We start from the raw sequence: 24,648 nt of genomic DNA, 5'->3' as shown, positions 1-24,648 counted from the left end.
CCGCTTGCAGCGTAACACAATGCCGGTTTGCTGAGCGGTGAGGAACACGTGCCACAGGAAAATGTGCCCAGACATGCCGTTGTGATCGGAGCCGGCGGCGCGATCGGTTCGGCCTTTGCGCGGGCCCTGCGCAACGGTGACCCGAATCTGCATTTGCAACTCGTGTCGCGCAACGGTGTTGCCGCCGCCGATGGTCGGTCCGCAGGCCATTTGGCCGACTTCGATGATGAGGCGTCGCTTCAGGCGATATCCGGGCGCATCGCGGCCGACGGGCCGGTCGACCTGATCCTTGTGGCCACGGGCTTGCTGCATGACGATCAGCTTCGGCCGGAAAAGTCTCTGCGCGATATCTCCGCGGCTGGGCTTGAAAGGCTCTATTTTGCCAATGCAGTCGTCCCGGCATTGGCGCTCAAGCATTTCGCACCGCTTCTGCGGCGCGATGGCCGTGCGGTCTTCGCCGCGCTCTCGGCACGTGTCGGCAGCATCGGCGATAACCGCCTCGGCGGCTGGTATGGCTACCGCGCGGCCAAGGCAGGTCTCAACATGATCATCAGGAACGCAGGCATCGAGCTGACGCGCCGCAATCCGCGGTCGATTGTCGTCGGGCTGCACCCCGGCACCGTCGATAGCAGGCTTTCAAAGCCGTTTCAGGCGGGCGTAAAGCCCGGCAATTTGTTTTCCGCCGATCATGCGGCCGGAAAACTGCTCGACGTGGTCGCGGGACTGACACCTGACGATACCGGCCATTGTTTTGCCTGGGATGGAAAGAGGATTCCGGCCTGATGGATAAGGCGTCCGACATTGCCATCGTCTGGTTTCGCCAGGATCTGCGCCTCAACGACAATCCCGCTTTGATCCGGGCCGCTGAGACCGGCCGTATCCTGCCCGTCTACATCCTCGATGATGAAACCGCGGGTCCGCACCGAATGGGCGGCGCTTCCCGCTGGTGGCTGCATCATTCGCTCGCGAGCCTCGATAAAGCACTGGGCGGTGGCCTGCAGTTCTTTCGCGGTCCGGCGGATGAAGTCATTGACCGCCTCGTGGAGCGTCATGCGGTCAGCGGCGTTTACTGGAACCGCTGCTACGAGCCCTGGCGGATCCAGCGGGACAGCGCGATCAAGAAAGTGCTGACGGAAAAGGGCGTCCCGGTCCACAGCGAAAACGGCTCGCTGCTGTGGGAGCCCTGGCAGGTTCTGAAGGGCGATGGCACGCCGTACCGCGTTTTCACGCCCTTCTTTCGCAAGGGCTGCCTGCAAGCCGCGCCGCCACGCCGCCCGCTTGGAGCGCCTCCAGCGTTCGAAACCGTGGCGGATGCGCATTCGCTGACGCTCGAGGGCCTGGACCTGCTCCCGCAAATCCGCTGGGACCGCAAACTCAGCCCGCATTGGGCAGCGGGTGAAGAGGGCGCGCGGGAGCGGCTTCGGCGGTTTCTCGATGAAGGGTTGGACGGCTACAAGGAAGGTCGCGATTTTCCGGCACGGTCGAATGTCTCGCGCCTGTCGCCATATCTGCATTTCGGCGAGATTTCGCCAAATCAAGTGTGGCATTCGGCGTCAGCCGGCCCGGACAATCCCGACCGCGACCATTTCCGCTCGGAACTCGGCTGGCGGGAGTTCTCCTATTCGCTGCTCTATCATTTCCCGGACCTGCCGGACACCAATCTGCAACCTTCCTTTTCCGCCTTTCCCTGGATTGAAGACATCGATGCGTTGAAGGCCTGGCAACGCGGTGTGACCGGCATTCCCATCGTCGATGCCGGCATGCGCGAATTGTGGGAGACGGGCTACATGCACAACCGGGTGCGCATGATCGTCGGCTCGTTCCTGGTCAAGAACCTTCTGCAGCATTGGCATAGCGGCGAGCGCTGGTTCTATGACTGTCTGGTCGATGCCGATCTTGCCAACAACAGCGCCGGATGGCAGTGGATCGCCGGTTGCGGCGCGGACGCAGCGCCCTATTTCCGTATTTTCAATCCGGTGACGCAGGGACAGAAATTCGATCCCGGCGGCGCCTATACGCGCCGCTTCGTGCCCGAACTCGCAGCGCTTCCCGACAAATTCCTTTTCAGCCCGTGGGAAGCGCCGCAACCGGTTCTCCATGAGGCCGGCATCCGCCTGGGCAAAGACTATCCGGCGCCCATTGTCGACCTCAAGACCTCGCGCGAGCGCGCCCTGACCGCCTTTCAGTCCATGAAGGCCCGAGACTGATTTCCTTCTCAGCCGGTGCTTGCCCTTGCGCAAAACCGCACGAATGTGGATGTTGCTGCGAAAGGGCTGGAGCCTGCTTGAAAGGACCCGTTTCATGAGACCGACAACGCGCCTGCGGGCGCTTCTGAATGCGCCGGAATTCCTTGTCATGCCGGGCGCCCATGACGCGCTTTCTGCAAAGCTCGCCGAGCGTGCCGGTTTCGATGCGATCGTCATGGGCGGCTTTCCAGTCACCGGCTCCTTGCTGGCCGCCCCGGACAGTTCGCAACTGGGGCTTAGCGAATTGGCGGAGCATTACAGACGCGTGACCGGCGCGGTGGACATCCCGCTCTTCGTCGATGCCGACACGGGTTTCGGCAACGCATCCAACGTGCGCCGCACAACACGCGAACTGGAACGCGCCGGTGTCGCCGGGTTCTTCATCGAGGATCAGGTCTTTCCGAAGCGTTGCGGCCACACGCCGGGCAAGGCGGTCGTGCCGGTGGAAGACATGATCGCCAAGGTGAAGGCGGCGGCGGATGCGCGGACCGACGGCGATCTCGTGCTGGTGGCCCGCACGGATGCGCTTGCGGTCGAGGGGCTCAATGCCGCCATCGAACGGGCCGGGCTCTACCGTGAGGCCGGCGCCGACATGCTGTTCATCGAGGCGCCGACAAGCGTTGAACAGATGCGCCGGATCATCGCCGATCTCGGGGGGCTTCACCTCGCAAACATGATCGATTTCGGCATGTCGCCGGATCACGATTCGGCTGAACTGCAGGAGATCGGTTATGCGTGCGGGCTTTGGGGCCTCAGTTCCATTTTCACCATGACCAGGGCGCTGATCGACCTCTACGCCACGATCAAGGCTGACGGGACCAGCGCCAATGCGCGGGACCGCATGGTCACATTCGACGAATTCACGGCCATCGTCGGTCTGCCGCAGATGCGCGAGGCCGAGCAGGGCGAGCTTGATTTCGCCAGATCGCTCATCCAGGCAAAGGAGTAGGAACAATCGGGACAGACGCGGTGATACCTTTGACGCTCATTTTTGACGGTCACAATGATGTGCTGACGCGCATCCTCAATTCCGGCGGTGTCGACGCCGCGAAAGCGTTCCTCACCGGCGGCAAGGGCCATATCGACGTGCCGAAGGCGCGCGCCGGCGGCTTTGGCGGCGGCTTCTTCGCCATATGGATTCCGACCGAGAACACGCTCGACGATGATTTCGAGGCCATGAAGGCGGAGAAATACGATATCGGCCTTCCCCAGCCGGTCGGCGTCAAGAATGCGGTCCAGATCGCGATGGAGGAAGCGGCGATCCTCGTTCGGCTCGAGGAGATGGGCGCTTTGAAGATCTGTCTCGCCGCCGCCGATATCGCCGCCTGCCTGGAAAGCGGAACCATGGCCGCGATCATGCATATGGAGGGTGCCGAGGCGATCGACGCGGAGCTACACGCGCTGGAGGTCTTCTATCGCGCCGGCCTGCGCTCACTCGGCCCCGTGTGGAGCCGGCCGACCATCTTTGGGGCGGGCGTTCCATTCCGTTTTCCAGGTTCGCCCGACACCGGTCCCGGTCTGACCGAGCACGGTGCGAAACTGGTGCGCCGCTGCAATGCGCTGCGCATCATGATCGATCTTTCGCACATCACCGAAAAGGGTTTCTGGGATGTTGCGCGATTGAGCGATGCGCCGCTCGTCGCCACCCACTCCAATGCCCATGCGCTGTGCCCGCATGTGCGCAACCTCACCGACAAACAGCTTGCCGCGATCGCCGAGAGCGACGGCATGGTCGGCGTCAATTTTGCCGCGTCGTTCCTGCGCGAGGATGGCAGGATGCTTTCCGACGTTCCGCTCGAACAGATGCTGCGCCACTTCGATCACCTGATCGGGCACCTCGGCGAGGACCGGGTCGGTTTCGGCTCCGATTTCGACGGCGCGGTGGTGCCGAGGGCGATCAAGGACGCGTCCGGCCTGCCGAACCTCATCGAGGCCATGCGCGGCCACGGCTACGACGACGCACTGCTGGCAAAGCTGTGCCACGGCAACTGGCTGCGTGTATTGGAAAAGACCTGGGGCGGTTGATTTATTTCGCTCACGGCGCACGGCCGTAGCTAATATGTCCTCACGGTTGAGCGCCCAGCCTGTATCCAGATGGATACAGGCTGGGCTAACCTCCGGACGGGGCGCCGAACGATCAGCGGCGCACGGTCGTGCGCGTTGGGTGCCACACGCAAAACCTATCATGAATAAATGAACTCGAAGCGCACAGCGCTTCGAAAGGCCGACTGGCCGTCGCCGCCCATGCGGCGCGCCCGCGCAGGCCAGCCGCGCAGCGGCGGTGCGGCCGTGAGCGCAAATAACAGCGTGAAGACAAAAGAATTCTACCCTAGAGCAATTCTGAGTTAGCTTGGATCATTTGACCGCGGCGATTTTGGTCTCTGGCTAGGCGGATTGCGCGCCGTGGTGCCAACCCACCACAAGCGCGAGCCAACGACGCCAGGGAGCAAAATCGCCCGGCCCATTCATCTTTGAGTTTCAATAAGATCGTCCTTTCAAGGGTGGGGAAAATCGACCCATCGGACGTCGTTGCGCCGCTTGCCCGATGCCCAGCATCGCGCTGCGCGACGCGCCTAGCCGAGTGGACCGATTTTCCGCCATCAAATGTTCCAAGCTAACTCAGAATTGCTCTAGCAACCGTTCCTCGAACGGATAGGTCGTCAGGTTCTCGTGGCCCGTTTCGGTGATCAGCAACTGGTCTTCCAACTTGACGCCGACATTGCCGCCGTCGGCGCCGATATAGGCTTCGACCGTCATGATCATGCCGGGTTCCAGCGCGCCCTCATAGCCTGAAGCCTCATAGTCCTCCGGATAGCGGATCGCCGGATATTCGTCGCACAGGCCAACGCCGTGCGCCAGGCAGCTATAGCGCTGGTTGCGGAAGCGTTCCGGCAGCCGGTGGGCCTTGTGGGTCATCTCCTCGAAGGTCATGCCGGGCTGCATCAGTTCCATATTGGCGCTGATGTGCTCATGGGCGACCCGGTAGTGGTCCTTCTGCTCGTTGGTCGGCACGAAATCGCCGACCATCCAGGTGCGCGAGAAGTCGACGCACATGCCGTAAGTGCCGATGAGATCGGTATCGAAGGCGAGCAGCTCCCCCTGCTGGATGATCCGCGGTCCGCATTCCTGGAACCACGGATTGCAGCGCGGGCCGGAGGCCAGAAGCCGGGTCTCGATCCACTCGCCGCCGCGGCGGATATTGCCGGCATGCAGCTCGGCCCAGACATCGTTCTCGGTAATGCCCGGCTCCATGCGCGCCTGCATCTCGGCAACGGCCGCCTCGCAGGAATGCATGGCGCAACGCATGGCGAGGATCTCGTCCGGCCCTTTCACGACACGCGCGATTTCCGTGACCGCCTGGCCTTCGAAGATCTCGACGCCCAGCTTTTGCAGCGCCTCGTAGCCGGCGGTCTCGATCTTGTCGACTGCGAGCCGCCGGTTCGTCCCGCCATGCAGGCGCAAAAGATCGTCGAGCTCAGCGGCGAATTTTGCCGCATGTTCCTCCACCCGGTCGCCGCTCTCGAAATAGAAGAAGCTGGCGCCGTGGCGCACCTCGCGCACGAGCGGCGTGTGCGCCGAAAGATGATCGCAATTGTGGAAATCCCAAAGCACGATATAGCCGTCGGCCGAGACGAAACAGGCGCGGGCGAAATTGTGCGCCGTCCAGAGCTGCATGTTGGTGGTGTCGGTGGCGTAGCGGATGTTCAGCGGGTCGAAGCACAGAAGCCCCGCATAATCGTGCTTTCGGATTTCGGCGACCAGCCGGTCGAGCCGGAACCGACGCATGCGCTCAAGGTTCGGAGGCGTCAGGCCGGCGGCCTGCCATTCGGAAAAGGCAAGCGCGGTCGGCCCGATTTCGACCCGGTCATTGTCGTCGGGCGTGCCGTCCAGCTTCGATCCGGCCGCACGCCGGCGGGAGGGATCGATCTTCTGATTCGACACCGAAAAGACACTCATGGATCAGCTCCGTTCCGTCGCCCGTCAATGGAGAGAACGTTGCCGAAAATCGCCCGATATGCGCTTTTGGACGCGACCTGAAAAATCCGGTTTGCGCCTCCTGCAGTGCGAAAAACCGTGCTCTAGGCTTGCTTTAGATAGGCCGCCAGAATATCGCGCGCGGCTTCCAGGTCGGCGCGGTGGATCATCTCGGTCACCGTATGGATATAGCGCGTTCCGACGACGATGCCGACCGCGCGGGCGCCCGCCGCCGCCTGCTGGGCGGCTGCGCCGTCCTGGCCGCCGGCGCGCAACATGGTGCGTTGATAGGGGATGTCCTGCTTGACGGCGATGGCCTCGACCTCGTTGACGAGATCGCGGTCGGCAATGAAGCTCGAATCCTTGACATGCAGGCCGAAGCCCTTGCCCTGTTCGGTCGTGCGGTCCTGTTCCGGAACGCCCGGCGTGTCGCAGGAAAGCGTTGTGTCGATGCCGATGCCGATATCCGGTTTGACTGCAAAGGACGCCGTGCGCGCCCCGCGCAGGCCGACTTCTTCCTGGCAGGTGAAGGCCACATGGATCTCGCAGCCATGTTTGGCCTTGCCCAGCGCGCGGATCGCCTCGATCCCCAGCCAGCAGGCAACCCGGTTGTCGAGCGCCTTGGAGACGATCTTGTCGCCGATCTCGATCAGCGGCTCGTCCATGGTCACCATGTCACCGACCTTGACGTGATCCTTGGTCTTTTCGCCGAGACCGAGATCGATGACGAACTCGCCGACCTCCGGCACTTTCTTGCGCTCTTCTGGCGTCGCGATATGGATCGGTCGGCCGCCCGGGTTCATCACGCCTTTCAGGTCGCCTTTATCCGTCGTCACCACGACGCGGCGGGAAAAAAGGTTGCGGGCGTCGAAACCGCCCACCGGGTGCACATAGACGAAACCCTTGTCCGTGATGTGCGAGACCAGGAAGCCGATCTCGTCCATATGGCAAAGCAGCATGATCCTCTTCGGCTGCTTGACCTTCTTGCGCGGATCGCGCCGGCAAAGAAGCGAGCCCATCGGGTCGACCTCGATCGCGTCGAACAGAGGCTCGACCTCGGCTTCGATCAGTTCCCTGACACGGTATTCGTGACCCGGGACACCCGGGGTTTCGCAGAGGCGGCGCAGAAGATCCACATTCATGTTTTTTGGCTTTCTATTTGATCGGCTACTCGTTCCGGCGCGGATCATAGAAGCAGCGCGGCGCAGGGAACAGCGAAATCGTCGACCCTGTAGCGAGAAGCCGAGGTCGATTTTTCAGGGAAACTCGGAGGAGGCGGAATTCCCACTCTGGTTCTCGTCGCAATTTGTCTGTATGGAAGCCGGGACATTTCAGAAGCGCGGCATGCCCGACGACCCGGGCCGCCTTGAGACGGACAGCCATGCAGGAACTTACGATACGCCGCCCGGACGACTGGCATCTTCATCTGCGCGATGGCGCGATGCTGGAGGCTGTGTTGCCGCATACGAGCCGGCATTTCGCCAGGGCGATCATCATGCCCAACCTCGTGCCCCATGTCGCGACAACCGCCATGGCGGCGGACTACCGGGCGCGGATCGAAAAGGCACTGCCCGAGGGCGACGACTTCACGCCGCTGATGACGCTTTATCTGACCGAGGACACGGACGCCGAGGATGTGGTCGCCGGCCATCGCAGCGGTGAAATTACCGCCGTCAAGCTCTATCCGGCCGGTGCGACGACCAATTCCCATAGCGGTGTGCGCAATATCGAAACCGTGTATCCGGTCTTCGAGCGCATGGCCGAGGCCGGTGTGCCGCTCTGCGTGCATGGCGAAGTGACCGATCCGGAGATCGATATCTTCGACCGCGAGGCGGTCTTCATCGAGCGCGTTCTCGATCCGGTCCGACAGCGATTTCCCGATCTGCGGATCATCATGGAGCACATCACCACCAGTGACGGTATCGACTTTGTCGAGAACGGACCGGAGGGGATCGGCGGGACGATCACCACCCATCATCTGATCATCAACAGGAACGCCATCCTGGCCGGCGGTATCCGGCCGCACTACTACTGCCTGCCGGTGGCCAAGCGCGAAAGCCATCGCCTCGCGCTGCGCCGTGCCGCGACGTCGGGCAACAGGCGCTTCTTCCTGGGGACCGATTCCGCGCCGCATATTGATCCGGCTAAGGAAAGTGCCTGCGGTTGTGCCGGCGTATTCTCCGCCATCAATACCATGGCGTGTTTGGCGCATGTCTTCGAAGAGGAGGGCGCGCTCGACCGGCTGGAGGCCTTTGTGTCGCTGAACGGGCCGGCATTTTACGGTTTGCCGGCTAATGAAGAGCGGATACGCCTGATCAGGCGCGATGAGCCCGTGCAATATCCGGAAAGGATCGAGACGGGCCTTGGTCCGGTCACGGTATTCGATCCGATGTTCCCGCTGCACTGGGATGTCGTGCAGGATTAGGGCGGCAAGAAACGAATATTTCGAGGTATAGATGATGTTCTCAAATACATACCCTGACAGGGAACTGGCCGCCGAACTGGTCGCCAAGATGCTGGTCGAAATCAAGGCGGTGCATTTCCGCTCCGACGAGCCCTATACTTTCACCTCGGGCCTTGCGAGCCCTGTCTATATCGATTGCCGAAAGCTGATTTCCTACCCGCGCATTCGCTCGGCCATCATGGACTTCGCGGTCGGCACGATCCTGCGCGAGGCCGGCTTCGAACAGTTCGACAGCGTCGCCGGAGGCGAGACGGCGGGCATTCCCTTCGCTGCCTGGATCGCCGAGCGCATGGGCCTTCCCATGCAGTATATCCGAAAGAAGCCGAAGGGTTTCGGCCGCGATGCGCAGATCGAGGGCGACATGCCGGAGGGCAGCCGGGTGATCCTGGTCGAGGACCTGACCACCGACGGCGGCAGCAAGATCAAGTTCGCCGAGGCAATCCGCAAGGCGGGCGCCACCATCGACCACACATTCGCTGTGTTTTACTACGACATTTTCAAGGACGCACCGGAGCGCCTGAAGGCGAACGGCATGACGCTGCATTACCTTGCCACCTGGTGGGACGTGCTGTCGCTGTCGCGCAAGAACAGCTATTTCGATGAAAAGACGCTTGCCGAAGTGGAAGCCTTTCTGAATGCGCCGCTTGAATGGTCGAGCCGCAATGGCGGCATTTCGGAGCTTCCGGAAAAACCCTGAACCGTTTGTTTGTCTCTTTGACGGGAGATGCTGATGGCCAAGCCCAATTTGTTGATCGTCGGCGCCGGCGGTGTCGGCCAGGTCACCGCCAACAAGGCGGTGCAGTTCCGTGACGATTTCGGCACGATTACGCTAGCCGCGCGCAACCGCGACAAGCTCGAGAAGATCGCCGCCGATATCCAGGCACGCTGGGGCGGCGCGAATGACGAGCCGTTGCTCTCGGTCCGGGCGGTCAATGCGCGCGATCCCGGCGAAATGACCGGGCTGATCCGCGATCTCGACGCGAAGATCGTCCTCAATGTCGCCTCTTCCTATTGCAACGCCACCATACTGGACGCCTGCCTGGAGACGGGCGCCAGCTATCTCGACACCGCGCTTGCCGAGGACGAGTTCATCGAGAATATCGATCCGCCCTGGTATTCCTACGTGGAGTGGCCGCGCCGGCCGAAATTCGCCGAGAAGAAGGTCAACGCCTTTCTCGGCATGGGCTTCGACCCCGGCGTCGTCAACATCTTCTGCGCCTATGTCCGCAAGCACCTTCTCGACGAAATCGACGCGATCGACATCATCGATGTCAATGCCGGCAGCCACGGGCGCTATTTCGCCACCAATTTCGACGCCGATATCAATCTGCGCGAGATCAAGGAGGATGTGATCACCTGGGAGGAGGGCGCCTGGAAGACCATCCCGCGCCATTCGCAGTGGATGGACGTGACGCTTCCGCAGGTCGGAACGCACCGTGTCTATTCGATGGGCCATGACGAGTTGCAGTCCTTGGCTGTCAACTTCCCCGATACGCCGCGCATCACCTTCTGGATGGGCTTCGGCGAACATTACCTCAATGTGTTCAACGTGCTGGACAGTCTCGGCCTGACGTCCTCGGTTCCCGTCGAGGTGGACGGGGTCAAGGTGGCGCCGAACCGGCTGGTCAAGGCGCTGCTGCCCGATCCGGCCTCGCTGGCCGAGGGCTATACCGGCAAGATCTGCATCGGCGTCGATGTGCGCGGCAGGAAGGACGGCAAGGAAAAGCGCTTCTTCATCTGGTCGAATTGCGATCATGAGGCCAATTTCCGCGAGGTGGGTAGCCAGTCCATTTCCTATTCCACCGGCATTCCGGTGATCACAGCCGCCCGGCTGATCGCCGACGGGATCTGGAACCCGCAGACCATGGTGCATGTCGAGGAACTCGATCCCGATCCGTTCCTCGCCGCGATGCCGCAGGTCGGCATTGACTGGCAGGTGGAGGAGTTGCCTCTCGACGGCAGCTGGCCCTATCCGGAAGAGGCATGACTTGACGGGCCGGACGAATTTCGAACGCCTCGACACGGCGCGCCTGCCGAGCCCGTGTCACGTGCTCGACCTGGCGCGGCTTGAGGACAATTTAAAACTGCTGAAACGCGTCAGCGGTGAGAGCGGCGTCGAAATCCTGCTGGCGCTCAAGGCCTTCTCCTGTTTCGCGGTTGCCGACCTTGTCTCGAAATATCTGTCCGGCACAGCGGCGAGCGGGCTCTACGAGGCGCGCCTCGGCAAGACCCGTTTCGGCGGCCAGATGCACGCCTATGCGCCCGGCCTGAAAGAGGCGGATATCGACGAGATGCTCATCTATGCCGACCACCTGATCCTCAATTCACTCGGCCAGTGGCGGCGCTTTCGGGAAAAACTGGTGGGCGCGCCCGGTGTTCACTTCGGGCTGCGGGTCAATCCCGGCCACAATGAGGTGGAAAACCCGCTCTACGATCCCTGCGCGCCCTGGTCGCGCCTCGGCGTTCCGGCGAATGAATTGACGGCCGCGGATCTCGACGGCCTGTCCGGTATACACATCCACGCGCTTTGCGATCATCCTTACGAAGCATTCGATCGCATGCTTGCGGCGGTGGAAGAGAACTGCGGTCATCTCTTCGGCGCGATCGAATGGATCAATCTGGGTGGCGGGCTGCTGATCACGGAAGAGGGTTTTCCGGTTGATACATTTATTAGCCGGTTAAAAGAGTTTCGTGAGCGGACCGGACTGACTGTCTACCTGGAGCCTGGCACTGCCGTTGGGCTCCACGCCGGCGCGCTTGTATCCGAGGTGCTTGACCGTACCGGCAATGTCGGCGAACTGGCGATCATGGACACATCCGCCACCTGCCATATGCCGGATGTGATCGAAGCGCCGTTCACGCCCGACGTGCTGGGCGCGCAGACCCTGCCGCGCGATATGGAGGCGGCGCCCGGTGAGTCGAATATCGTGCGGCTCGGCGGGCCGACCTGCCTCGCAGGCGACATTATCGGCACCTACCGGTTCGAAACGCCGCCGCGGGTCGGCGACCGGGTGGTCTTCCTCGATCTCGGCTACTACACCATGGTCAAGGCAACGACTTTCAACGGCACGCCCCTGCCGGCGCTGGCACTCTGGGACAGCCGCAGCGATGCGCTGGAGGTGGTTCGCGAATTTTCCTATGCCGATTTCGAGGGCCGGCTTTCCTGAGACAAAGAAAGGTTCGCTCATGGCCATCCTGGACTATTCCGGCGAAATCTGGCGCGAGGCGCTGGGCATACCGCGTGGCCGGGAGCCGGCGGCGCTGATCCTTGAAGGCACCTGGTGGCGCGAGACGGCCACCGGCAACCGGCTCTCCAAGCTGTCCGACGTTCGCGAGCTTGCCTTTCCGGATATGTTTGCCGGCTCATGGAATGATGTGGATGTTGTTTATTGCTGCGCCTATGGCGCGGCCCGGGCGGTCGAGCCGGCCCATATCTTCGCCCAGCTCGGGACGCCGCTTCTCATCCAGATCGGCACCTGCGGCACGCTCGATCCGCAGGCGTCCTCAGGCAAGGTCATCCTGCCGGAAAGCTGCGCGGCCCGCGACGGTGTCTCGCAGCATTACGGGGCAGGGCAGACGGTGCGCATGGATGCGCATTGGCTGGAGCGCGCCGAGCGCCATCTCAACGGCCACGCCGTCGAGACACAAAGAGCGTATCATCTGACCTGGCCGAGCCTCTTCGCGCAGTCCGACGATATGTGCGACGGCTGGGCCGCGGAAGGCCTGCTGTCGATCGACATGGAGACTTCCACGGTCGCTGCCGTTGCGGATTATTTCGGCGTCAAGGCCGTCTCGATGCTCACGGTCTGGGACGCGTTGCCCCATGGGCGCACCTTTCTCGACCCGCTGGAGCCGGACGATGCGGCGCGATTGAAGCGCTCCAATCAAAAGGTCTTCGACGTGGCGCTTGAGCTCGCGGAAGAGGCGGGAAAGGCGCGATCGGAAGCGTAGGCCTCGAAGAAAAATGCTGCAGAAATGCTGCGCAGCATAGGTGCAGCATTTTGCGTACAATAAAATTGCTGCAATGCAGCATAATATGCGGTAAAGTGTTGGAAAATCAGGAAAACTGACCTCTTTCCCGATCCGTCTCTTCTGCGATGAAATCGACGACGGCCTTGATGCGCCGGATATTGCGCAGGTTCTCGTGATAGACGATCCAGTAGGTGCGCCCGACCTGTTTGTGCGGCAGAACCGGAACCAGTTCCTTGTGCGGGCGCGCCAGGAATGTGTGCAATATGCCGATGCCGGCGCCGGCCCGCACGGCCTCCACCTGTCCGAGCACGGCCGAGATCTCGAAATCCGATTCCCAGTTGCGCGCGAACTCCGAACGGTAGTGCAGGCGCGGCGACATGATCAGGTCTTCGACATAGCCGATCAGCCGGTGCTGTTTCAGAGCCTCTTCGTTTTCGGGCATGCCGTGGGCGGCGAGATAATTCTTCGAGGCGTAGAGCGCCAGCGTATAGTCGACCAGCTTGCGGGTGATCAGCCGGCCGGTGTCCGGCCGCTCGACGGTGATGACCACATCCGCCTCGCGGCGCGACAGCGAGAAGCTGAGCGGCACCGGCACAAGCTGGATCTTCAGGCCTGGATAGCGCTCGGTGAGCTGCCCGAGACGCGGCGCAAGGAAGGAAACGCCGAAACCGTCCGTTGCGCCGATGCGCACCGCTCCGGTCACTTCGGTATCCGTCATGCCGACGGCGGAGCGGGCCGACAGCATCTCGGCCTCCATGCGTTCGGCCGCATGCATGAACGCTTCGCCCTCGGGCGTCAGGTCGCAGCCATTGGTGCGCCGGATCAGCAGTTTCGATTGCAGCGCATCTTCAAGCGCGCCGACCCGCCGCCCGACCGTGGCATGGTTGAGCCCCAGCCGCCGCGACGCGGCGAGGATCTGGCCGGAGCGCGCAACCGCCAGAAAAATTCGCACATCGTCCCAGTTCATGCCATTCTTTCAGCCCGAATACATCGAATTTGCGGAACTATAAAATGCGCACAACGGTTGCGAAAGCCTGCGCGTTGATTTTCAGAATTTAAAGCGCAGAATGCGGCCAACCACATGGAGGCCAACCACATGGAGGAATGCAATGCGTGAAATCGGACACTTTATCGGCGGCAGGACGGTCGCCGGAACCAGCGGCCGCACGGCCGACGTGCTGATGCCCATGGACGGAACGGTTCAGGGCAAGGTCTCCCTCGCCAGCGCCGCGGAAGTGCGCGCGGCGGTCGAGAACGCCAGGGCCGCGCAGCCCGAATGGGCGGCGACGAACCCGCAAAGGCGCGCCCGCGTGCTGATGAAGTTCCTCGATCTCGTCCACCAGGAATACGATTCCCTTGCCGAGCTGCTCGCCAGGGAGCACGGCAAGACGATCCCGGACGCCAAGGGCGACATCCAGCGCGGCCTCGAGGTCGTCGAGTTCTGCATCGGCGCGCCGCATCTGATGAAGGGCGAGTTCACCGATGGCGCGGGTCCGGGCATCGATGTCTATTCCATGCGCCAGGCGCTCGGCGTCGTCGCCGGCATCACCCCGTTCAATTTCCCGGCCATGATTCCGCTGTGGAAGATCGCCCCGGCAATCGCCGTCGGCAACGCTTTCATCCTCAAGCCGTCCGAACGTGATCCGGGCGTTCCCATGCGCATCGCCGAACTCTTCATCGAGGCCGGCCTGCCCGAGGGCATCCTCAATGTCGTCAATGGCGACAAGGAAGCGGTCGATGCGATCCTCGACGACCCCGACATCAAGGCCGTCGGCTTTGTCGGCTCGACGCCGATCGCCGAATATATCTACAGCCGCGGCTGCGCCAACGGCAAGCGCGTGCAGTGTTTCGGCGGCGCCAAGAACCACATGATCATCATGCCCGATGCCGACATGGACCAGGCCGTCGACGCGCTGGTCGGCGCCGGATACGGCTCGGCCGGCGAGCGCTGCATGGCGGTTTCCGTCGCCGTTCCCGTCGGGCAGCAGACAGCCGACCGCCTCGTCGAGGCGCTGGCGCCGCGCGTCGAAAGCCTGAAAGTGGGACCGTCCACCGATCCGTCCGCCGATTTCGGACCGCTGGTGACCCAACAGGCGCTCGATCGCGTCAAGGGCTATGTCGATCTCGGCGTCGAAGAAGGCGCCAAGCTCGTGGTCGATGGCCGCGACTTCAAGATGCAGGGCTACGAGAACGGCTACTATATGGGCGGCTGCCTGTTCGACAATGTCACGCCCGACATGCGCATCTACAAGGAAGAGATCTTCGGTCCGGTGCTTTCCGTGGTGCGCGCCGACAACTATGAAGAGGCGCTGCGTCTGCCCAATGAGCACGAATACGGCAACGGCGTCGCCATCTTCACCCGCGACGGCGATGCGGCGCGCGATTTCGCCGCGCGTGTCCAGGTTGGCATGGTCGGCGTCAACGTGCCGATCCCCGTGCCGATCGCCTATTACACTTTCGGCGGCTGGAAGGGTTCGTCCTTCGGCGACCTCAACCAGCACGGACCGGACGCCTTCCGCTTCTACACCAAGACCAAGACGGTCACCTCGCGCTGGCCCTCGGGTGTCAAGGACGGCGCCGAATTCGTCATCCCGACGATGAACTGATCAAAGGCTTCATCGGAAGAATTGAAACGCCCGCCAATCCGGCGGGCGTTTTTGATTGCGAGGCAACAAGCGGATATCGGCTTCGCACGCTTTGCCGCATCTCTCCGGGAAACAACCAGCCCGGAGACGTGCCATGTCGATCCTTTTCAAAGCCTTGCCAACAGAGACAGTCCGCGCCTTGCAGTCCGGCGGTGCGGACTCCAATCGTCAGAAACCCGAGAGATGCACTTCGGACGGCGTCGGAATCCCCTGTCGCCACTGCCTGAGATTCGTGCAAAAAGACAGGGCGTTTCTCACCATCGGCCACAGGCCCTTCGAAAGCGTTCAGCCCTATGCGGAGACGGGCCCGATCTATCTGTGCGCGGATGCCTGCGAGCGCCGCGCGGATAGCGACGCGCTGCCGGATGTCATGAAGACATCGCCGCAATTCATCATTCGCGGCTATTCGGCGGATGAGCGCATTTGCTACGGAACCGGGAAAGTGGTCGCAACCGCTGACATTGTTTCGGCGTGCGAGACGATGTTTGAGGATGTGCAGATCGCCTTCATCCACATCCGTTCGGCCAGCAATAACTGCTTCTACTGCCGTGTCGAGCGCGCCTGAACCGCGCTCAACCCTTCTGCTCTTCCTGAATGAATGCGACCAGTCCGGCGGTGGAGCTGTCATGGCCTTCGGCGTCCTCCTTACCCTCGACAACCGGAAGCAGCGCCGTGGCGAGTTCCTTGCCGAGCTCAACGCCCCATTGGTCGAAGGCGTTGATGCCGAAGAGTTGTGCCTCGACGAAGACGCGGTGCTCGTAAAGCGCGATCAGCCGGCCGAGCGCGTAGGGCGTGAGCTTCTTGTAGGCGATCGTCAGGGACGGGCGGTTGCCGGCAAAGACCCGGTGCGGCGCCAGCGACACATCGGCGCCATTGGCCTGCATCTGGGCCTGCGCCTCCTCGAGCGTGCGGCCGCGCATCAGCGCTTCCGACTGTGCCAGGCAATTGGCGACGAGAAGGTCATGCTGATGCTGCAGGTCCGGCTCGTGCCCCTGTGCCGCGATGATGAATTCAACGGGAATGATGTCGCTGCCCTGGTGCAGGAGCTGGAAGAAGGCGTGCTGGCTGTTGGTGCCGGGTTCGCCCCAGACCAGCGGGCCGGACGGGCCTTCCAGGGCCTTTCCGTCGACAGCCACGCTCTTGCCGTTCGATTCCATGTCGAGCTGCTGCAAGTAGGCCGGCAGGCGCGCCAGCCGCTGGTCATAGGGGATGACGGCGCGCGAGCCCCAATTGCAGACGGCGCGATGGAAGAAGCCGATCAGCCCAAGCAGCATCGGCAGGTTTTCGAGCACCGGCGCGGTGCGGAAATGATTGTCGAGGTTGTGGGCACCTTCGAGGAATTCGCCAAAGCGCTTCGGCCCGATGGCGATCATCAGCGGCAGGCCGATGGCCGACCAGATCGAGTAGCGTCCGCCGACGAAATCCCAGAAGCCGAAAACCCGTTCCTGGCCAATGCCGAAAGCGGCAACCTTGTCGAGCGCCGTCGACACCGCCGCGAAATGCTGCCCGACCGCCTCCTCGCCCATCGCCTCGGCGATCCACTTGCGGGCCGTTGCCGCGTTGGTCATCGTCTCGATTGTTGTGAATGTCTTTGAGGCAACGATGACCAGCGTCGTCTCCGGATCGAGTTTCGCCAGCGCATCGGCGATATGCGCGCCGTCGATATTGGAAACGAAATGGACCGCAGGCCCGTCGCAATAGGGCGAGAGCGCCTGGCAGGTCATGGCCGGACCGAGGTCCGATCCGCCGATGCCGATATTGACGACGTCCGTAATCCTCTTGCCCGTCGCACCGGCAATGGTGCCATCGCTCAGCCCGGTCGCGAAAGCGCCCATCGCATCGAGCACCGCGCGGATTTGCGGCATGACGTCTTTCCCGCCGTCGCGCACCGGTGCGTCAGAACGGTTGCGCAGCGCCGTGTGCAGAACGGCTCTGTCCTCGGTCGCGTTGATATGCGCGCCGGAAAACATCGCGTCGCGCTTCTGCTCGAGGTCCGCGTCGATGGCCAGCTGCTGCAGCAGATGCATCGTTTCCGTATCGGCCGGACATTTCGAATAATCGAGCAGCAGGTCGTCGAGGCGCGCCGAATACCGTTCGAATCGATCGGGATCTCCGGCAAAGGCGGCGCGCATGTCGAGCGGCATGGTCTGCACGTGGTGAACCTGAAGCTTTGTGAGAGTCCTGCCGATGTCCGGGATCATTTCAAATCCTGTTCAAATGGGCGCAGGGCGCGTCAGGCGCGCCACTGGCTTGTCATAATAGATGAATGCGACGGCTATGTCGCATAGCTGAAACGGGCGGTCAAATCGATTTAAATGCCCAGATGCAAAACGCCGGGCAAGGCCCGGCGTTCGTGTCGCATTCGAATTTTCCCTGCCGGTCAGGCGGTTTTCGCAAGGTCCGCGTCCCGCAACTCGCGGCGCAGGATCTTGCCGACATTGGTCTTTGGCAGTTCGTCGCGGAACTCGATATATTTCGGCCGCTTGTAGTTGGTCAGCTTGTCGGAACACCAGTTGCGGACATCCTCTTCCGTCAGGTTCGGGTCGGACCGCACGACGAACATCTTGACCACTTCGCCCGAATGCTCGTCCGGAACGCCGATGACGGCTGCTTCCAGGATGCCGTCATGGCTTGCTGCCACCTCCTCGACCTCGTTCGGATAGACGTTGAAGCCGGAGACGAGCACCATGTCCTTCTTGCGGTCGACGATGCGCACATAGCCGGTCTCGTCCATATAGCCCATGTCGCCGGAGCGGAAGAAACCGTCCTCGGTCATCACCTTTGCCGTTTCTTCCGGCCGGTTCCAGTAGCCCACCATCACCTGCGGTCCGCGTATGCAGATCTCGCCCACTTCGCCGAGCGGCAGCGACTTGCCGTCGTCGTCGCGAATGTCGATGTCCGTCGAGGGCAGCGGAAGGCCGATGGCTCCGGTGAATTCGCCGTCGCCATCGAAGCGGTTGGCGGTTGCGACCGGGGAGGTTTCCGAAAGGCCGTAGCCTTCCGAGATGGAGCAACCGGTCAATTCCTTCCAGCGCTCGGCCACCGGCCGCTGCACGGCCATCCCGCCGCCCAGCGTCAGCCGCAATTCGGAAAAGTCGAGTTTCCTGAAGTCTTCATTGTTGAGCAGCGCATTGAACAGCGTGTTGAGCCCCGGCAGCACATGATACTGGTACTTGCCGAGCTCCTTGACGAAGCCGGGAATGTCGCGCGGATTGGGAATGAGGACGTTGTGGGCGCCCTGGTCCATGCCCATGATGGCGTTCACCGTCAGCGCGAAGATGTGGTAGAGCGGCAGGCAGCAGATATAGACAAGCTGATCGGGCAGCTTTTCCTTGCGCTTCAGCGCCTCCAGCCAGACATGGTTCTGGGCCGCGTTCGACAGGATATTGCGGTTGCTCAGCGTCGCGCCCTTGGAAACGCCCGTCGTGCCGCCCGTATATTGCAGGAAGGCGATGTCGTCCGGCCCCACATCGGCCATTGTGAAGGACTTGCCGGCTCCCGCCGCCAGCGCCGCCTTGAAAGGCGTATGGCCGGGCAGCGACCAGTCGGGCACCATTTTCTTGACCCGGCGCACCACGAAATTCACCAGATGGCCCTTCAGACCCATCATGTCGCCCATGGTCGCGACACAGACATGCTTGACCTCGGTGCGGGCGATGACCTGCTGCAGGGTCGTCGCGAAGTTCTCCAGGATGAAGATGGCCTTCGCGCCGGAATCCTTCAGCTGATGTTCCAGTTCGCGCGGAGTGTAGAGCGGGTTGACATTGACGACGACATAGCCGGCTTGCAGCACAGCGGCTGCCGCGATGGGATATTGCAGGATATTGGGCATCATGATGGCAACGCGGTCGCCCTTTTGAAGGCCCAGGGACTGCAGCCATGAACCGATCTGCGCCCCGTAGGTGTCGAGCTCGCCATAGGTGATCGTCTTGCCCATACATGTATAGGCGGGTTTCGATGCATTATCCTCGCAGGCTTTCTTGATCAGGGCGCCGACGGAAGCGTGCTCAAGTTTGCCGATGTTCGCGGGCACACCTTCGGGATAGGACTTCAGCCAGATTTTCTCATTCGGCTGCGAAGCTTTTTTTTCGTCAGGTGCTGTCGACATGAATTCCTCCCGGGTGCCCAAGCGCTCTGATTGTTCTTTAACGTGCCGTCCCGTCACCGAAACAAAGGCACGCCTCCCTCGCTCCCAGATTTATGGTCACCGGCCCTCCGGTGCAAGTGTCATTTTACGTAAAAGTAAGAATTGCGTTAGCGAATTCGCCAGTGCCGTGCCAGGGAGGCTTCCTGTGAATGGCAGGCTCGCGATTGCTGGTCTGCGGTATCCGGGCACGTCAAGATTAGAATAAATCTAAACTATTGAAATTTATGCAGCTTTTCCAAAATAGAGTTTGACATTCATATATTATGCAGCTTTTTAAGGCAATGAGCCGGGCGGTCCGCCGGAAGCAATATTGCGTTGCATGTTTCCCGCCTGGCAGGAAGTTCTATTCAGCCGCAACCGATCAGCCGGAGCATCAGATGTTTTATGGAATGAGGAAGATCGCCTGTGCCGCGCCGCTGGCGTTGGCCGTGGTAGCCGCCGCCCCGTCCGCACAGGCCGAAGTGGACGGCAAGGCCGTGCTCAAGACCTATGCCGATATCGCCGAAGCCAATTACGCGGATTCCCTGACGACAGCCAAGGCGCTTGAGGTCGCCATCGGCGCGCTGGTGGCGGATCCGAGCGAAGCGACGATGCAGGGGGGCCGAGACGCCTGGAAGGCCGCGCGCATTCCTTACCAGCAGACCGAGGCATTCCGTTTCGGCAATCCGATCGTCGATGATTGGGAAGGCCGTGTGAATGCCTGGCCGCTTGATGAGGGCATGATCGACTACGTTGATTCCGGCTACGGCACGGAATCGGATCTCAACCCGCTCTATACGGCCAACATCATCGCCAACCAGTCGCTCAAGGTGAACGGTGAGGACGTCGATATCAGCGCGATCACGCCGGCGGTTCTTTCCGGCAAGCTGCATGAGGCCGGCGATGTCGAGGCCAATGTCACGACCGGCTATCACGCCATCGAGTTCCTGCTCTGGGGTCAGGACCTCAACGGCACGGATGCCGGCGCCGGCAACCGGCCCTACACGGATTTCGATCCCGACAACTGCACCGGCGGCAATTGCGCCCGCCGCGCCGAGTATCTGGCGGCAGCCGCCAATCTGCTGGTCGACGATCTTGAGGAAATGGTCGCCAACTGGCGCACGGACGGCGAGGCGCGCAAGGCGGTCATGGATGGCGAGGTGAACCAAGGCGTTGCCAAGATCCTCACCGGCATGGGTTCGCTCTCCTATGGTGAACTGGCCGGCGAGCGCATGAAGCTCGGCCTGCTGCTTCACGATCCGGAAGAAGAGCATGACTGCTTCTCCGACAACACCCACATCTCGCATCTCTACGATGCGATCGGCATCCGCAATGTCTATGAGGGCTCCTACACACGCACCGACGGATCCGTCGTCAAGGGCCCGTCCGTGTCCGATATGGTCAAGAAAGCCAATGCCGATATCGACAAGGAACTGCGCGCCGATATCGATGCGACGGTTGTGGCCATGAAGGCGATTTCCGACGCGGCCGAAGGCGGTGAGGCCTACGACCAGCAGATCGGCGAGGGCAACGCAACCGGCAATGCTCGGGTCCAGACAGCCATCGATGCGCTGGTCAAGCAGACCAAGTCGATTGAGCGCGCCGTTGCGGCGCTCAACCTCGGCACGCTGGAATTCGAGGGCTCCGACAGTCTCGACAATCCGAGCGCGGTCTTCGAATAGGCTTTGACCATGCATGACCGCCCGCCGGCCAGATGGCGGCGCATATGCATTTTGGCACTTGTCGCGGCGGCGCCGGCTCTCAGCCTCGCCGCCGCGCCCGCTTTAGGCGAGCGTGACGACCTGACCGCGGCCGAGCGGGCGCGGGTGCTTGCGGTCACCGAGCCGACAGCGGATTTTTCCGAGGCCGAGCGCTTTGAGGCGATGCCCGGCGGAGCGACGACCCTTCGCAAGTCTGCCGGCAGAGAGTCTTTCTCGTTTCCGTCGGCCAATATCAGTTTTGGCGGACGGGAGACCTTTACCCTCGGCGAAGCCCTGTTTGAAAAGCTCTGGGTGTCGTCGCCGGCCTCGACCAAGGCCTCCGACGGGCTTGGTCCGCTGTTCAATGCCCGCGCCTGTTCGAGCTGCCATATCCGCAATGGCCGTGGACTGGCGCCCGACGGAGAAGGCAATGAGGGATCGCTCGTCCTGGCTCTCTCGGACGGCAAACATGCCGACCCGGTCTATGGCGCCCAGTTGCAGACCCGCGCCGTCCAGGGCCTCGAGGCCGAAGCGGTAACGAAAACCGCTTACGAGGAGGTCCCGGTGCGGTTGCGTGACGGGACGGAAATTATCTTGCGCCGACCGGTCTATTCCATCGAGAATCTTGCCCATGGGCCCTTGGGAAGCCGGACACATGTCTCGCCGAGGCTCGCGCCGCCGATGATCGGTCTCGGTCTCATCGAACGGATCGCGCTGAGCGATCTGCAGATGCTGCAAGATCCGCACGATAGCGACGGCGACGGAATTTCCGGCCGCATCAACTGGGTTGCCGATCCCGAGACCGGCGCAATCACCTCCGGGCGCTACGGCTGGAAAGCGTCTCGGCACAGTATCCGCGCGCAGTCGGCGGCGGCGTTTTCGACCGATATCGGCCTGTCGAGCGCACCTTTTCCGGCCCATGCCGGCGACTGCACGGCTTTTCAGCGGGACTGCCTGGCAGCGCCGCACGGCGCCCAGCCGCATCTGGGACCCGTCGAGGTGACCGATACGGTGCTTGAGATGGTGGCCGGATTTGCCGGTCATATCGCTGTCCCGAAGCGCCGCGATGTGGGTGATGCAAAGGTGCTCGAAGGCAAGGAACTGTTCTACGGCGCCGGCTGCACCGCCTGCCACCGGCCGAAATTCGTCACCCGGCGCGGAGAGGAAGCCGGCGCCAATGGCTTCCAGCTCATCTGGCCCTATTCGGATTTTCTTCTGCACGATATGGGCGAGGGTCTGGCCGACGAAGGCGGAGCGGCAATGGCGCGCGAATGGCGCACCCCGCCGCTCTGGGGCATCGGCCTGACGGAGGCGGTTCTGGGGCAGGAAAACTACCTGCATGACGGGCGCGCCCGCACGCTCGAAGAGGCCATCCTGTGGCATGGCGGCGAGGGCAAAACCGCACGCGATGCCTTCGCAGACATGTCCGCCAGTCAACGAGAAGCGCTGGTGACGTTCTTAAAATCTCTTTAGTTTCATAGCGTTAAGGGGTCTATTGTGCGGCTTCGCCGGAAAGCAGTCGAAGCGCGCTTGACAAAATCCGAATTTTAATCAAACGTTTAATTAATAAAGATGCCGGCTTACCGATGCTATTGCGAGCTTCCTCGAAAATGCGGTTTGACCGGCGCTTGACCATTGGGAGGTAATTCGTTGCCGCAGGCACAGGCAGTGCAGCAGGGCAGGGCGCGGGACAGCCGAAAGGCCATCCTCGACGCCGCCGAAAGGGCCTTTGCCGATTTCGGTTTCGGCGGCGCGTCCATCCGCGCCATTGCCCGCGACGCCGATGTCAACCAGGCGATGGTCCACTACTATTACCAGAACAAGGATCAGCTCTTCTCCGCCGTTGTCGAAAGGCGCGCCGGCGATATCAACGAGCGCCGCGACCTTGCGCTCGATGCGCTGTTCGACAATGCCGTTCCGGCGCTGGAAGATCTGGTCGAAGCACTGCTTCGCCCGACCATCGAGCTTGGCCACGATGTCGAGCGCGGCGGTGATGCCTATGCGCGCCTGATTGTCTATTTCAACAATTCGGCCGATGAACGCTCGCAGCGCGTGGCGGAAGAAAATTACGATCCCATTGCCCGGCGGTCGATCGACGCACTCATGCGGGTCTTGCCCGGCCTCGGCAGGGCAGAGGCCGTTCGCGGCTATCTCTTCGCCATCAGTGTCGCGCTGTCGGTCATGGCGAAAACCGGCCGTGCAGCGCGTCTCTCGGATGGCCTTTGCGACGATTCGAACACCGAGGAAACGGTGGCGACGGTGGTTGCATTTGCCTGCGCGGGCATTCGCGCCTTGGCGGATGGACGGTTCGAGAACAGACAGGATTGAGCTTCAAGGCCGCGAAAGACGGCGGCTGAGAAAACAGCAAATGGTGAAAACCGGGAGGAAACCATGAAACGACTATTGTCCGCATTGCTTGCTACAGCCGTACTGGCGGGCGCTTCGCTCACCGCCAGGGCCGAAACGGTCGACATAACGATGGCGGCCGGACACCCGCCGGTGTTCCGCTGGGTCAAGCATGCGAACCAGACCTTCATTCCGGCCGTCAACAAGGCACTCGAGGGCAGTGGCATAACGGTGAACTGGAGTGAGCAGTATGGCGGTTCGATCGCCAAGGTCGGCGGCGTGCTTGAAGCAGTTGAGGAAGGGCTTGCAGAGGTCGGCCTTGTCTCCAGCCTGTTCGAGGCCGCCAAGCTCGCGCCGCAGAACGTCACCTATTTCACCCCTTTCGTGTCCAGCAATGCCACCGCAATCTCCGAATTGATGGATAGGCTGCACGAGGAGAACGCCGAACTGCGCAAGTCCTGGGAAGAAAACAATCTCGAATATCTCGGCGCGGCGATCGGCATCGACGACTATCTTCTGATGACGACGTTCCCGGTCAATTCGCTCGACGATCTGAAGGGCAAGAAGATCGGCGCGCCGGGGCCGGCGGTCAACTGGCTGAAGGGCACGGGCGCCATCGGCGTTTCCGGCAATCTGACCACCTACTACAACGAAATCTCGACCGGCGTTTATGACGGCGTCATTGTGTTCGCCACGGCCGCCGTACCCGGCAAGCTCTACGAGGTTGCGCCCTATGTGACCAAGGTCGGCTTTGGCGCCCAGTACGCCGGCGGTATCGCCGCCAACAAGGAGTGGTTCGACGCCCAGCCCGAGGCCCTGCAGAACGCGTTGCGCCGCGGCGGCGTTGCCCAGCGCGAGGCCTATCACAAGGATCTCGACCAGGCGATCACCGCATCCCTGGAGGCCATTCGCGCCAATGGCGGAACCGTCACGGAAGTCTCGCCGGAGTTCCGCATGAAATGGGCCGCCGGCATGGAAAATGTCGCCAAGGCCTGGGCCGCCCAGCTTGATGGCGAGGGCAAGCCCGGCTCCAGCGTCCTGTCCGCCTATATGGACGCCATGCGTAAGGATGGCGCGACCCCGGTCCGCGACTGGGACAAGGAATAGTCCCGTCCGAAATCCGCGGCGGCACCGGACAGCATAGCCGGTGCCGCCGCAAATACGCGGTTTTCTC

At 62.1% G+C, this 24,648-nt stretch carries 20 protein-coding genes; 15 read left to right on the top strand and 5 right to left on the bottom strand.

Annotated features, from left to right (window positions below):
- Positions 1–48 precede the first annotated feature (48 nt).
- The 4 genes from OOZ53_RS12775 (at position 49) to OOZ53_RS12760 (ending at position 4,271) form a co-directional block, all read left to right on the top strand.
- Entirely contained in the window at positions 49–783 is a 735-nt protein-coding gene (locus OOZ53_RS12775) for an SDR family NAD(P)-dependent oxidoreductase (RefSeq protein ID WP_271089967.1), read from the top strand.
- Positions 783–2,207 carry a cryptochrome/photolyase family protein gene (locus tag OOZ53_RS12770; RefSeq protein ID WP_271089966.1) on the top strand — a complete coding sequence of 475 codons (1,425 nt, stop codon included), beginning with the start codon at positions 783–785 and terminating at the stop codon, positions 2,205–2,207. Before OOZ53_RS12775 ends, OOZ53_RS12770 begins: the two co-directional genes overlap by 1 nt.
- A 94-nt stretch (positions 2,208–2,301) precedes the next feature.
- Positions 2,302–3,195: an isocitrate lyase/PEP mutase family protein gene (locus OOZ53_RS12765; RefSeq protein ID WP_271089965.1), complete on the top strand. Its 894-nt coding sequence runs from the start codon at positions 2,302–2,304 to the stop codon at positions 3,193–3,195.
- Positions 3,196–3,215: 20 nt separating this feature from the next.
- Positions 3,216–4,271: a dipeptidase gene (locus OOZ53_RS12760; RefSeq protein ID WP_425499141.1), complete on the top strand. Its 1,056-nt coding sequence runs from the start codon at positions 3,216–3,218 to the stop codon at positions 4,269–4,271.
- A gap of 594 nt (positions 4,272–4,865) precedes the next feature.
- Here OOZ53_RS12760 and dddP read toward each other — a convergent pair.
- A complete protein-coding gene (dddP, locus tag OOZ53_RS12755; protein ID WP_271089961.1) occupies positions 4,866–6,203 on the bottom strand; it encodes a dimethylsulfonioproprionate lyase DddP in 1,338 nt (445 codons plus the stop codon).
- A 122-nt stretch (positions 6,204–6,325) separates the two neighbouring features.
- A complete protein-coding gene (locus OOZ53_RS12750; protein WP_271089960.1) occupies positions 6,326–7,363 on the bottom strand; it encodes a M42 family metallopeptidase in 1,038 nt (345 codons plus the stop codon).
- Positions 7,364–7,602: 239 nt separating this feature from the next.
- Between OOZ53_RS12750 and pyrC the strand changes: the two genes are divergently transcribed.
- Genes pyrC through OOZ53_RS12725 form a run of 5 tightly spaced genes read left to right on the top strand, consistent with a single transcriptional unit; the run spans position 7,603 to position 12,636 of the window.
- Entirely contained in the window at positions 7,603–8,646 is a 1,044-nt protein-coding gene (gene pyrC, locus OOZ53_RS12745; protein ID WP_271089959.1) for a dihydroorotase, read from the top strand.
- A gap of 34 nt (positions 8,647–8,680) precedes the next feature.
- The gene (locus OOZ53_RS12740; protein WP_271089958.1) at positions 8,681–9,382 is read left to right on the top strand and encodes an orotate phosphoribosyltransferase; all 702 of its coding nucleotides are present in this window, start codon (positions 8,681–8,683) and stop codon (positions 9,380–9,382) included.
- Positions 9,383–9,415: 33 nt separating this feature from the next.
- Complete coding sequence (locus OOZ53_RS12735; protein ID WP_271089957.1) at positions 9,416–10,672, top strand: saccharopine dehydrogenase family protein; 1,257 nt, start codon at positions 9,416–9,418, stop codon at positions 10,670–10,672.
- Position 10,673: 1 nt separating this feature from the next.
- Complete coding sequence (locus tag OOZ53_RS12730) at positions 10,674–11,852, top strand: carboxynorspermidine decarboxylase (RefSeq protein ID WP_271089956.1); 1,179 nt, start codon at positions 10,674–10,676, stop codon at positions 11,850–11,852.
- Entirely contained in the window at positions 11,824–12,636 is an 813-nt protein-coding gene (locus tag OOZ53_RS12725; RefSeq protein ID WP_271089955.1) for a phosphorylase family protein, read from the top strand. Before OOZ53_RS12730 ends, OOZ53_RS12725 begins: the two co-directional genes overlap by 29 nt.
- A 106-nt stretch (positions 12,637–12,742) precedes the next feature.
- Here OOZ53_RS12725 and OOZ53_RS12720 read toward each other — a convergent pair whose 3' ends face one another.
- A complete protein-coding gene (locus OOZ53_RS12720; protein ID WP_271089954.1) occupies positions 12,743–13,624 on the bottom strand; it encodes a LysR family transcriptional regulator in 882 nt (293 codons plus the stop codon).
- Between the two features lie 142 nt (positions 13,625–13,766).
- Between OOZ53_RS12720 and OOZ53_RS12715 the strand changes: the two genes are divergently transcribed.
- Positions 13,767–15,263: a CoA-acylating methylmalonate-semialdehyde dehydrogenase gene (locus tag OOZ53_RS12715; protein ID WP_271089953.1), complete on the top strand. Its 1,497-nt coding sequence runs from the start codon at positions 13,767–13,769 to the stop codon at positions 15,261–15,263.
- Between the two features lie 133 nt (positions 15,264–15,396).
- Positions 15,397–15,867, top strand: coding sequence for a DUF1203 domain-containing protein (locus OOZ53_RS12710; RefSeq protein WP_271089952.1), 471 nt, complete (start codon positions 15,397–15,399; stop codon positions 15,865–15,867).
- A gap of 7 nt (positions 15,868–15,874) precedes the next feature.
- On the opposite strand, the gene pgi is transcribed toward OOZ53_RS12710, so the two are convergent.
- Positions 15,875–17,503 carry a glucose-6-phosphate isomerase gene (pgi, locus tag OOZ53_RS12705; protein WP_271089951.1) on the bottom strand — a complete coding sequence of 543 codons (1,629 nt, stop codon included), beginning with the start codon at positions 17,501–17,503 and terminating at the stop codon, positions 15,875–15,877.
- 179 nt (positions 17,504–17,682) lie between these two features.
- Positions 17,683–19,410 (bottom strand): long-chain-fatty-acid--CoA ligase, encoded by a 1,728-nt coding sequence (locus OOZ53_RS12700; protein ID WP_271089950.1) that lies wholly within the window; start codon positions 19,408–19,410, stop codon positions 17,683–17,685.
- Between the two features lie 416 nt (positions 19,411–19,826).
- On the opposite strand from OOZ53_RS12700, the gene OOZ53_RS12695 reads away from it, so the two are divergent.
- From OOZ53_RS12695 to OOZ53_RS12680, 4 genes are all read left to right on the top strand, one after another.
- Positions 19,827–21,110 (top strand): imelysin family protein, encoded by a 1,284-nt coding sequence (locus OOZ53_RS12695; protein WP_425499140.1) that lies wholly within the window; start codon positions 19,827–19,829, stop codon positions 21,108–21,110.
- Between the two features lie 9 nt (positions 21,111–21,119).
- Positions 21,120–22,601 (top strand): di-heme oxidoreductase family protein, encoded by a 1,482-nt coding sequence (locus OOZ53_RS12690; RefSeq protein ID WP_271089949.1) that lies wholly within the window; start codon positions 21,120–21,122, stop codon positions 22,599–22,601.
- A gap of 177 nt (positions 22,602–22,778) precedes the next feature.
- Entirely contained in the window at positions 22,779–23,456 is a 678-nt protein-coding gene (locus OOZ53_RS12685; RefSeq protein ID WP_271089948.1) for a TetR/AcrR family transcriptional regulator, read from the top strand.
- Positions 23,457–23,519: 63 nt separating this feature from the next.
- Entirely contained in the window at positions 23,520–24,581 is a 1,062-nt protein-coding gene (locus OOZ53_RS12680; protein WP_271089947.1) for a C4-dicarboxylate TRAP transporter substrate-binding protein, read from the top strand.
- Positions 24,582–24,648: the final 67 nt, after the last annotated feature.

This window comes from Allohoeflea poritis (assembly GCF_027889715.1).
GTDB lineage: Bacteria > Pseudomonadota > Alphaproteobacteria > Rhizobiales > Rhizobiaceae > Hoeflea_A > Hoeflea_A poritis.
The sequence above is the reverse complement of the archived record's forward strand: the minus strand, read 5'-3'. Positions and strand labels throughout refer to the sequence as shown.

Excerpts from the sequence above, each read along its gene's own strand:
- OOZ53_RS12770 (WP_271089966.1), top strand. The coding sequence starts at position 783 with ATGGATAAGGCGTCCGACATTGCCATCGTCTGGTTTCGCCAGGATCTG.
- OOZ53_RS12765 (WP_271089965.1), top strand. The coding sequence starts at position 2,302 with ATGAGACCGACAACGCGCCTGCGGGCGCTTCTGAATGCGCCGGAATTC.
- dddP (WP_271089961.1), bottom strand. The coding sequence starts at position 6,203 with ATGAGTGTCTTTTCGGTGTCGAATCAGAAGATCGATCCCTCCCGCCGG.
- OOZ53_RS12750 (WP_271089960.1), bottom strand. The coding sequence starts at position 7,363 with ATGAATGTGGATCTTCTGCGCCGCCTCTGCGAAACCCCGGGTGTCCCG.
- pyrC (WP_271089959.1), top strand. The coding sequence starts at position 7,603 with ATGCAGGAACTTACGATACGCCGCCCGGACGACTGGCATCTTCATCTG.
- OOZ53_RS12740 (WP_271089958.1), top strand. The coding sequence starts at position 8,681 with ATGTTCTCAAATACATACCCTGACAGGGAACTGGCCGCCGAACTGGTC.
- OOZ53_RS12735 (WP_271089957.1), top strand. The coding sequence starts at position 9,416 with ATGGCCAAGCCCAATTTGTTGATCGTCGGCGCCGGCGGTGTCGGCCAG.
- OOZ53_RS12725 (WP_271089955.1), top strand. The coding sequence starts at position 11,824 with ATGCCGATTTCGAGGGCCGGCTTTCCTGAGACAAAGAAAGGTTCGCTC.
- OOZ53_RS12720 (WP_271089954.1), bottom strand. The coding sequence starts at position 13,624 with ATGAACTGGGACGATGTGCGAATTTTTCTGGCGGTTGCGCGCTCCGGC.
- OOZ53_RS12715 (WP_271089953.1), top strand. The coding sequence starts at position 13,767 with ATGCGTGAAATCGGACACTTTATCGGCGGCAGGACGGTCGCCGGAACC.
- OOZ53_RS12710 (WP_271089952.1), top strand. The coding sequence starts at position 15,397 with ATGTCGATCCTTTTCAAAGCCTTGCCAACAGAGACAGTCCGCGCCTTG.
- pgi (WP_271089951.1), bottom strand. The coding sequence starts at position 17,503 with ATGATCCCGGACATCGGCAGGACTCTCACAAAGCTTCAGGTTCACCAC.
- OOZ53_RS12700 (WP_271089950.1), bottom strand. The coding sequence starts at position 19,410 with ATGTCGACAGCACCTGACGAAAAAAAAGCTTCGCAGCCGAATGAGAAA.
- OOZ53_RS12695 (WP_425499140.1), top strand. The coding sequence starts at position 19,827 with ATGTTTTATGGAATGAGGAAGATCGCCTGTGCCGCGCCGCTGGCGTTG.
- OOZ53_RS12690 (WP_271089949.1), top strand. The coding sequence starts at position 21,120 with ATGCATGACCGCCCGCCGGCCAGATGGCGGCGCATATGCATTTTGGCA.
- OOZ53_RS12680 (WP_271089947.1), top strand. The coding sequence starts at position 23,520 with ATGAAACGACTATTGTCCGCATTGCTTGCTACAGCCGTACTGGCGGGC.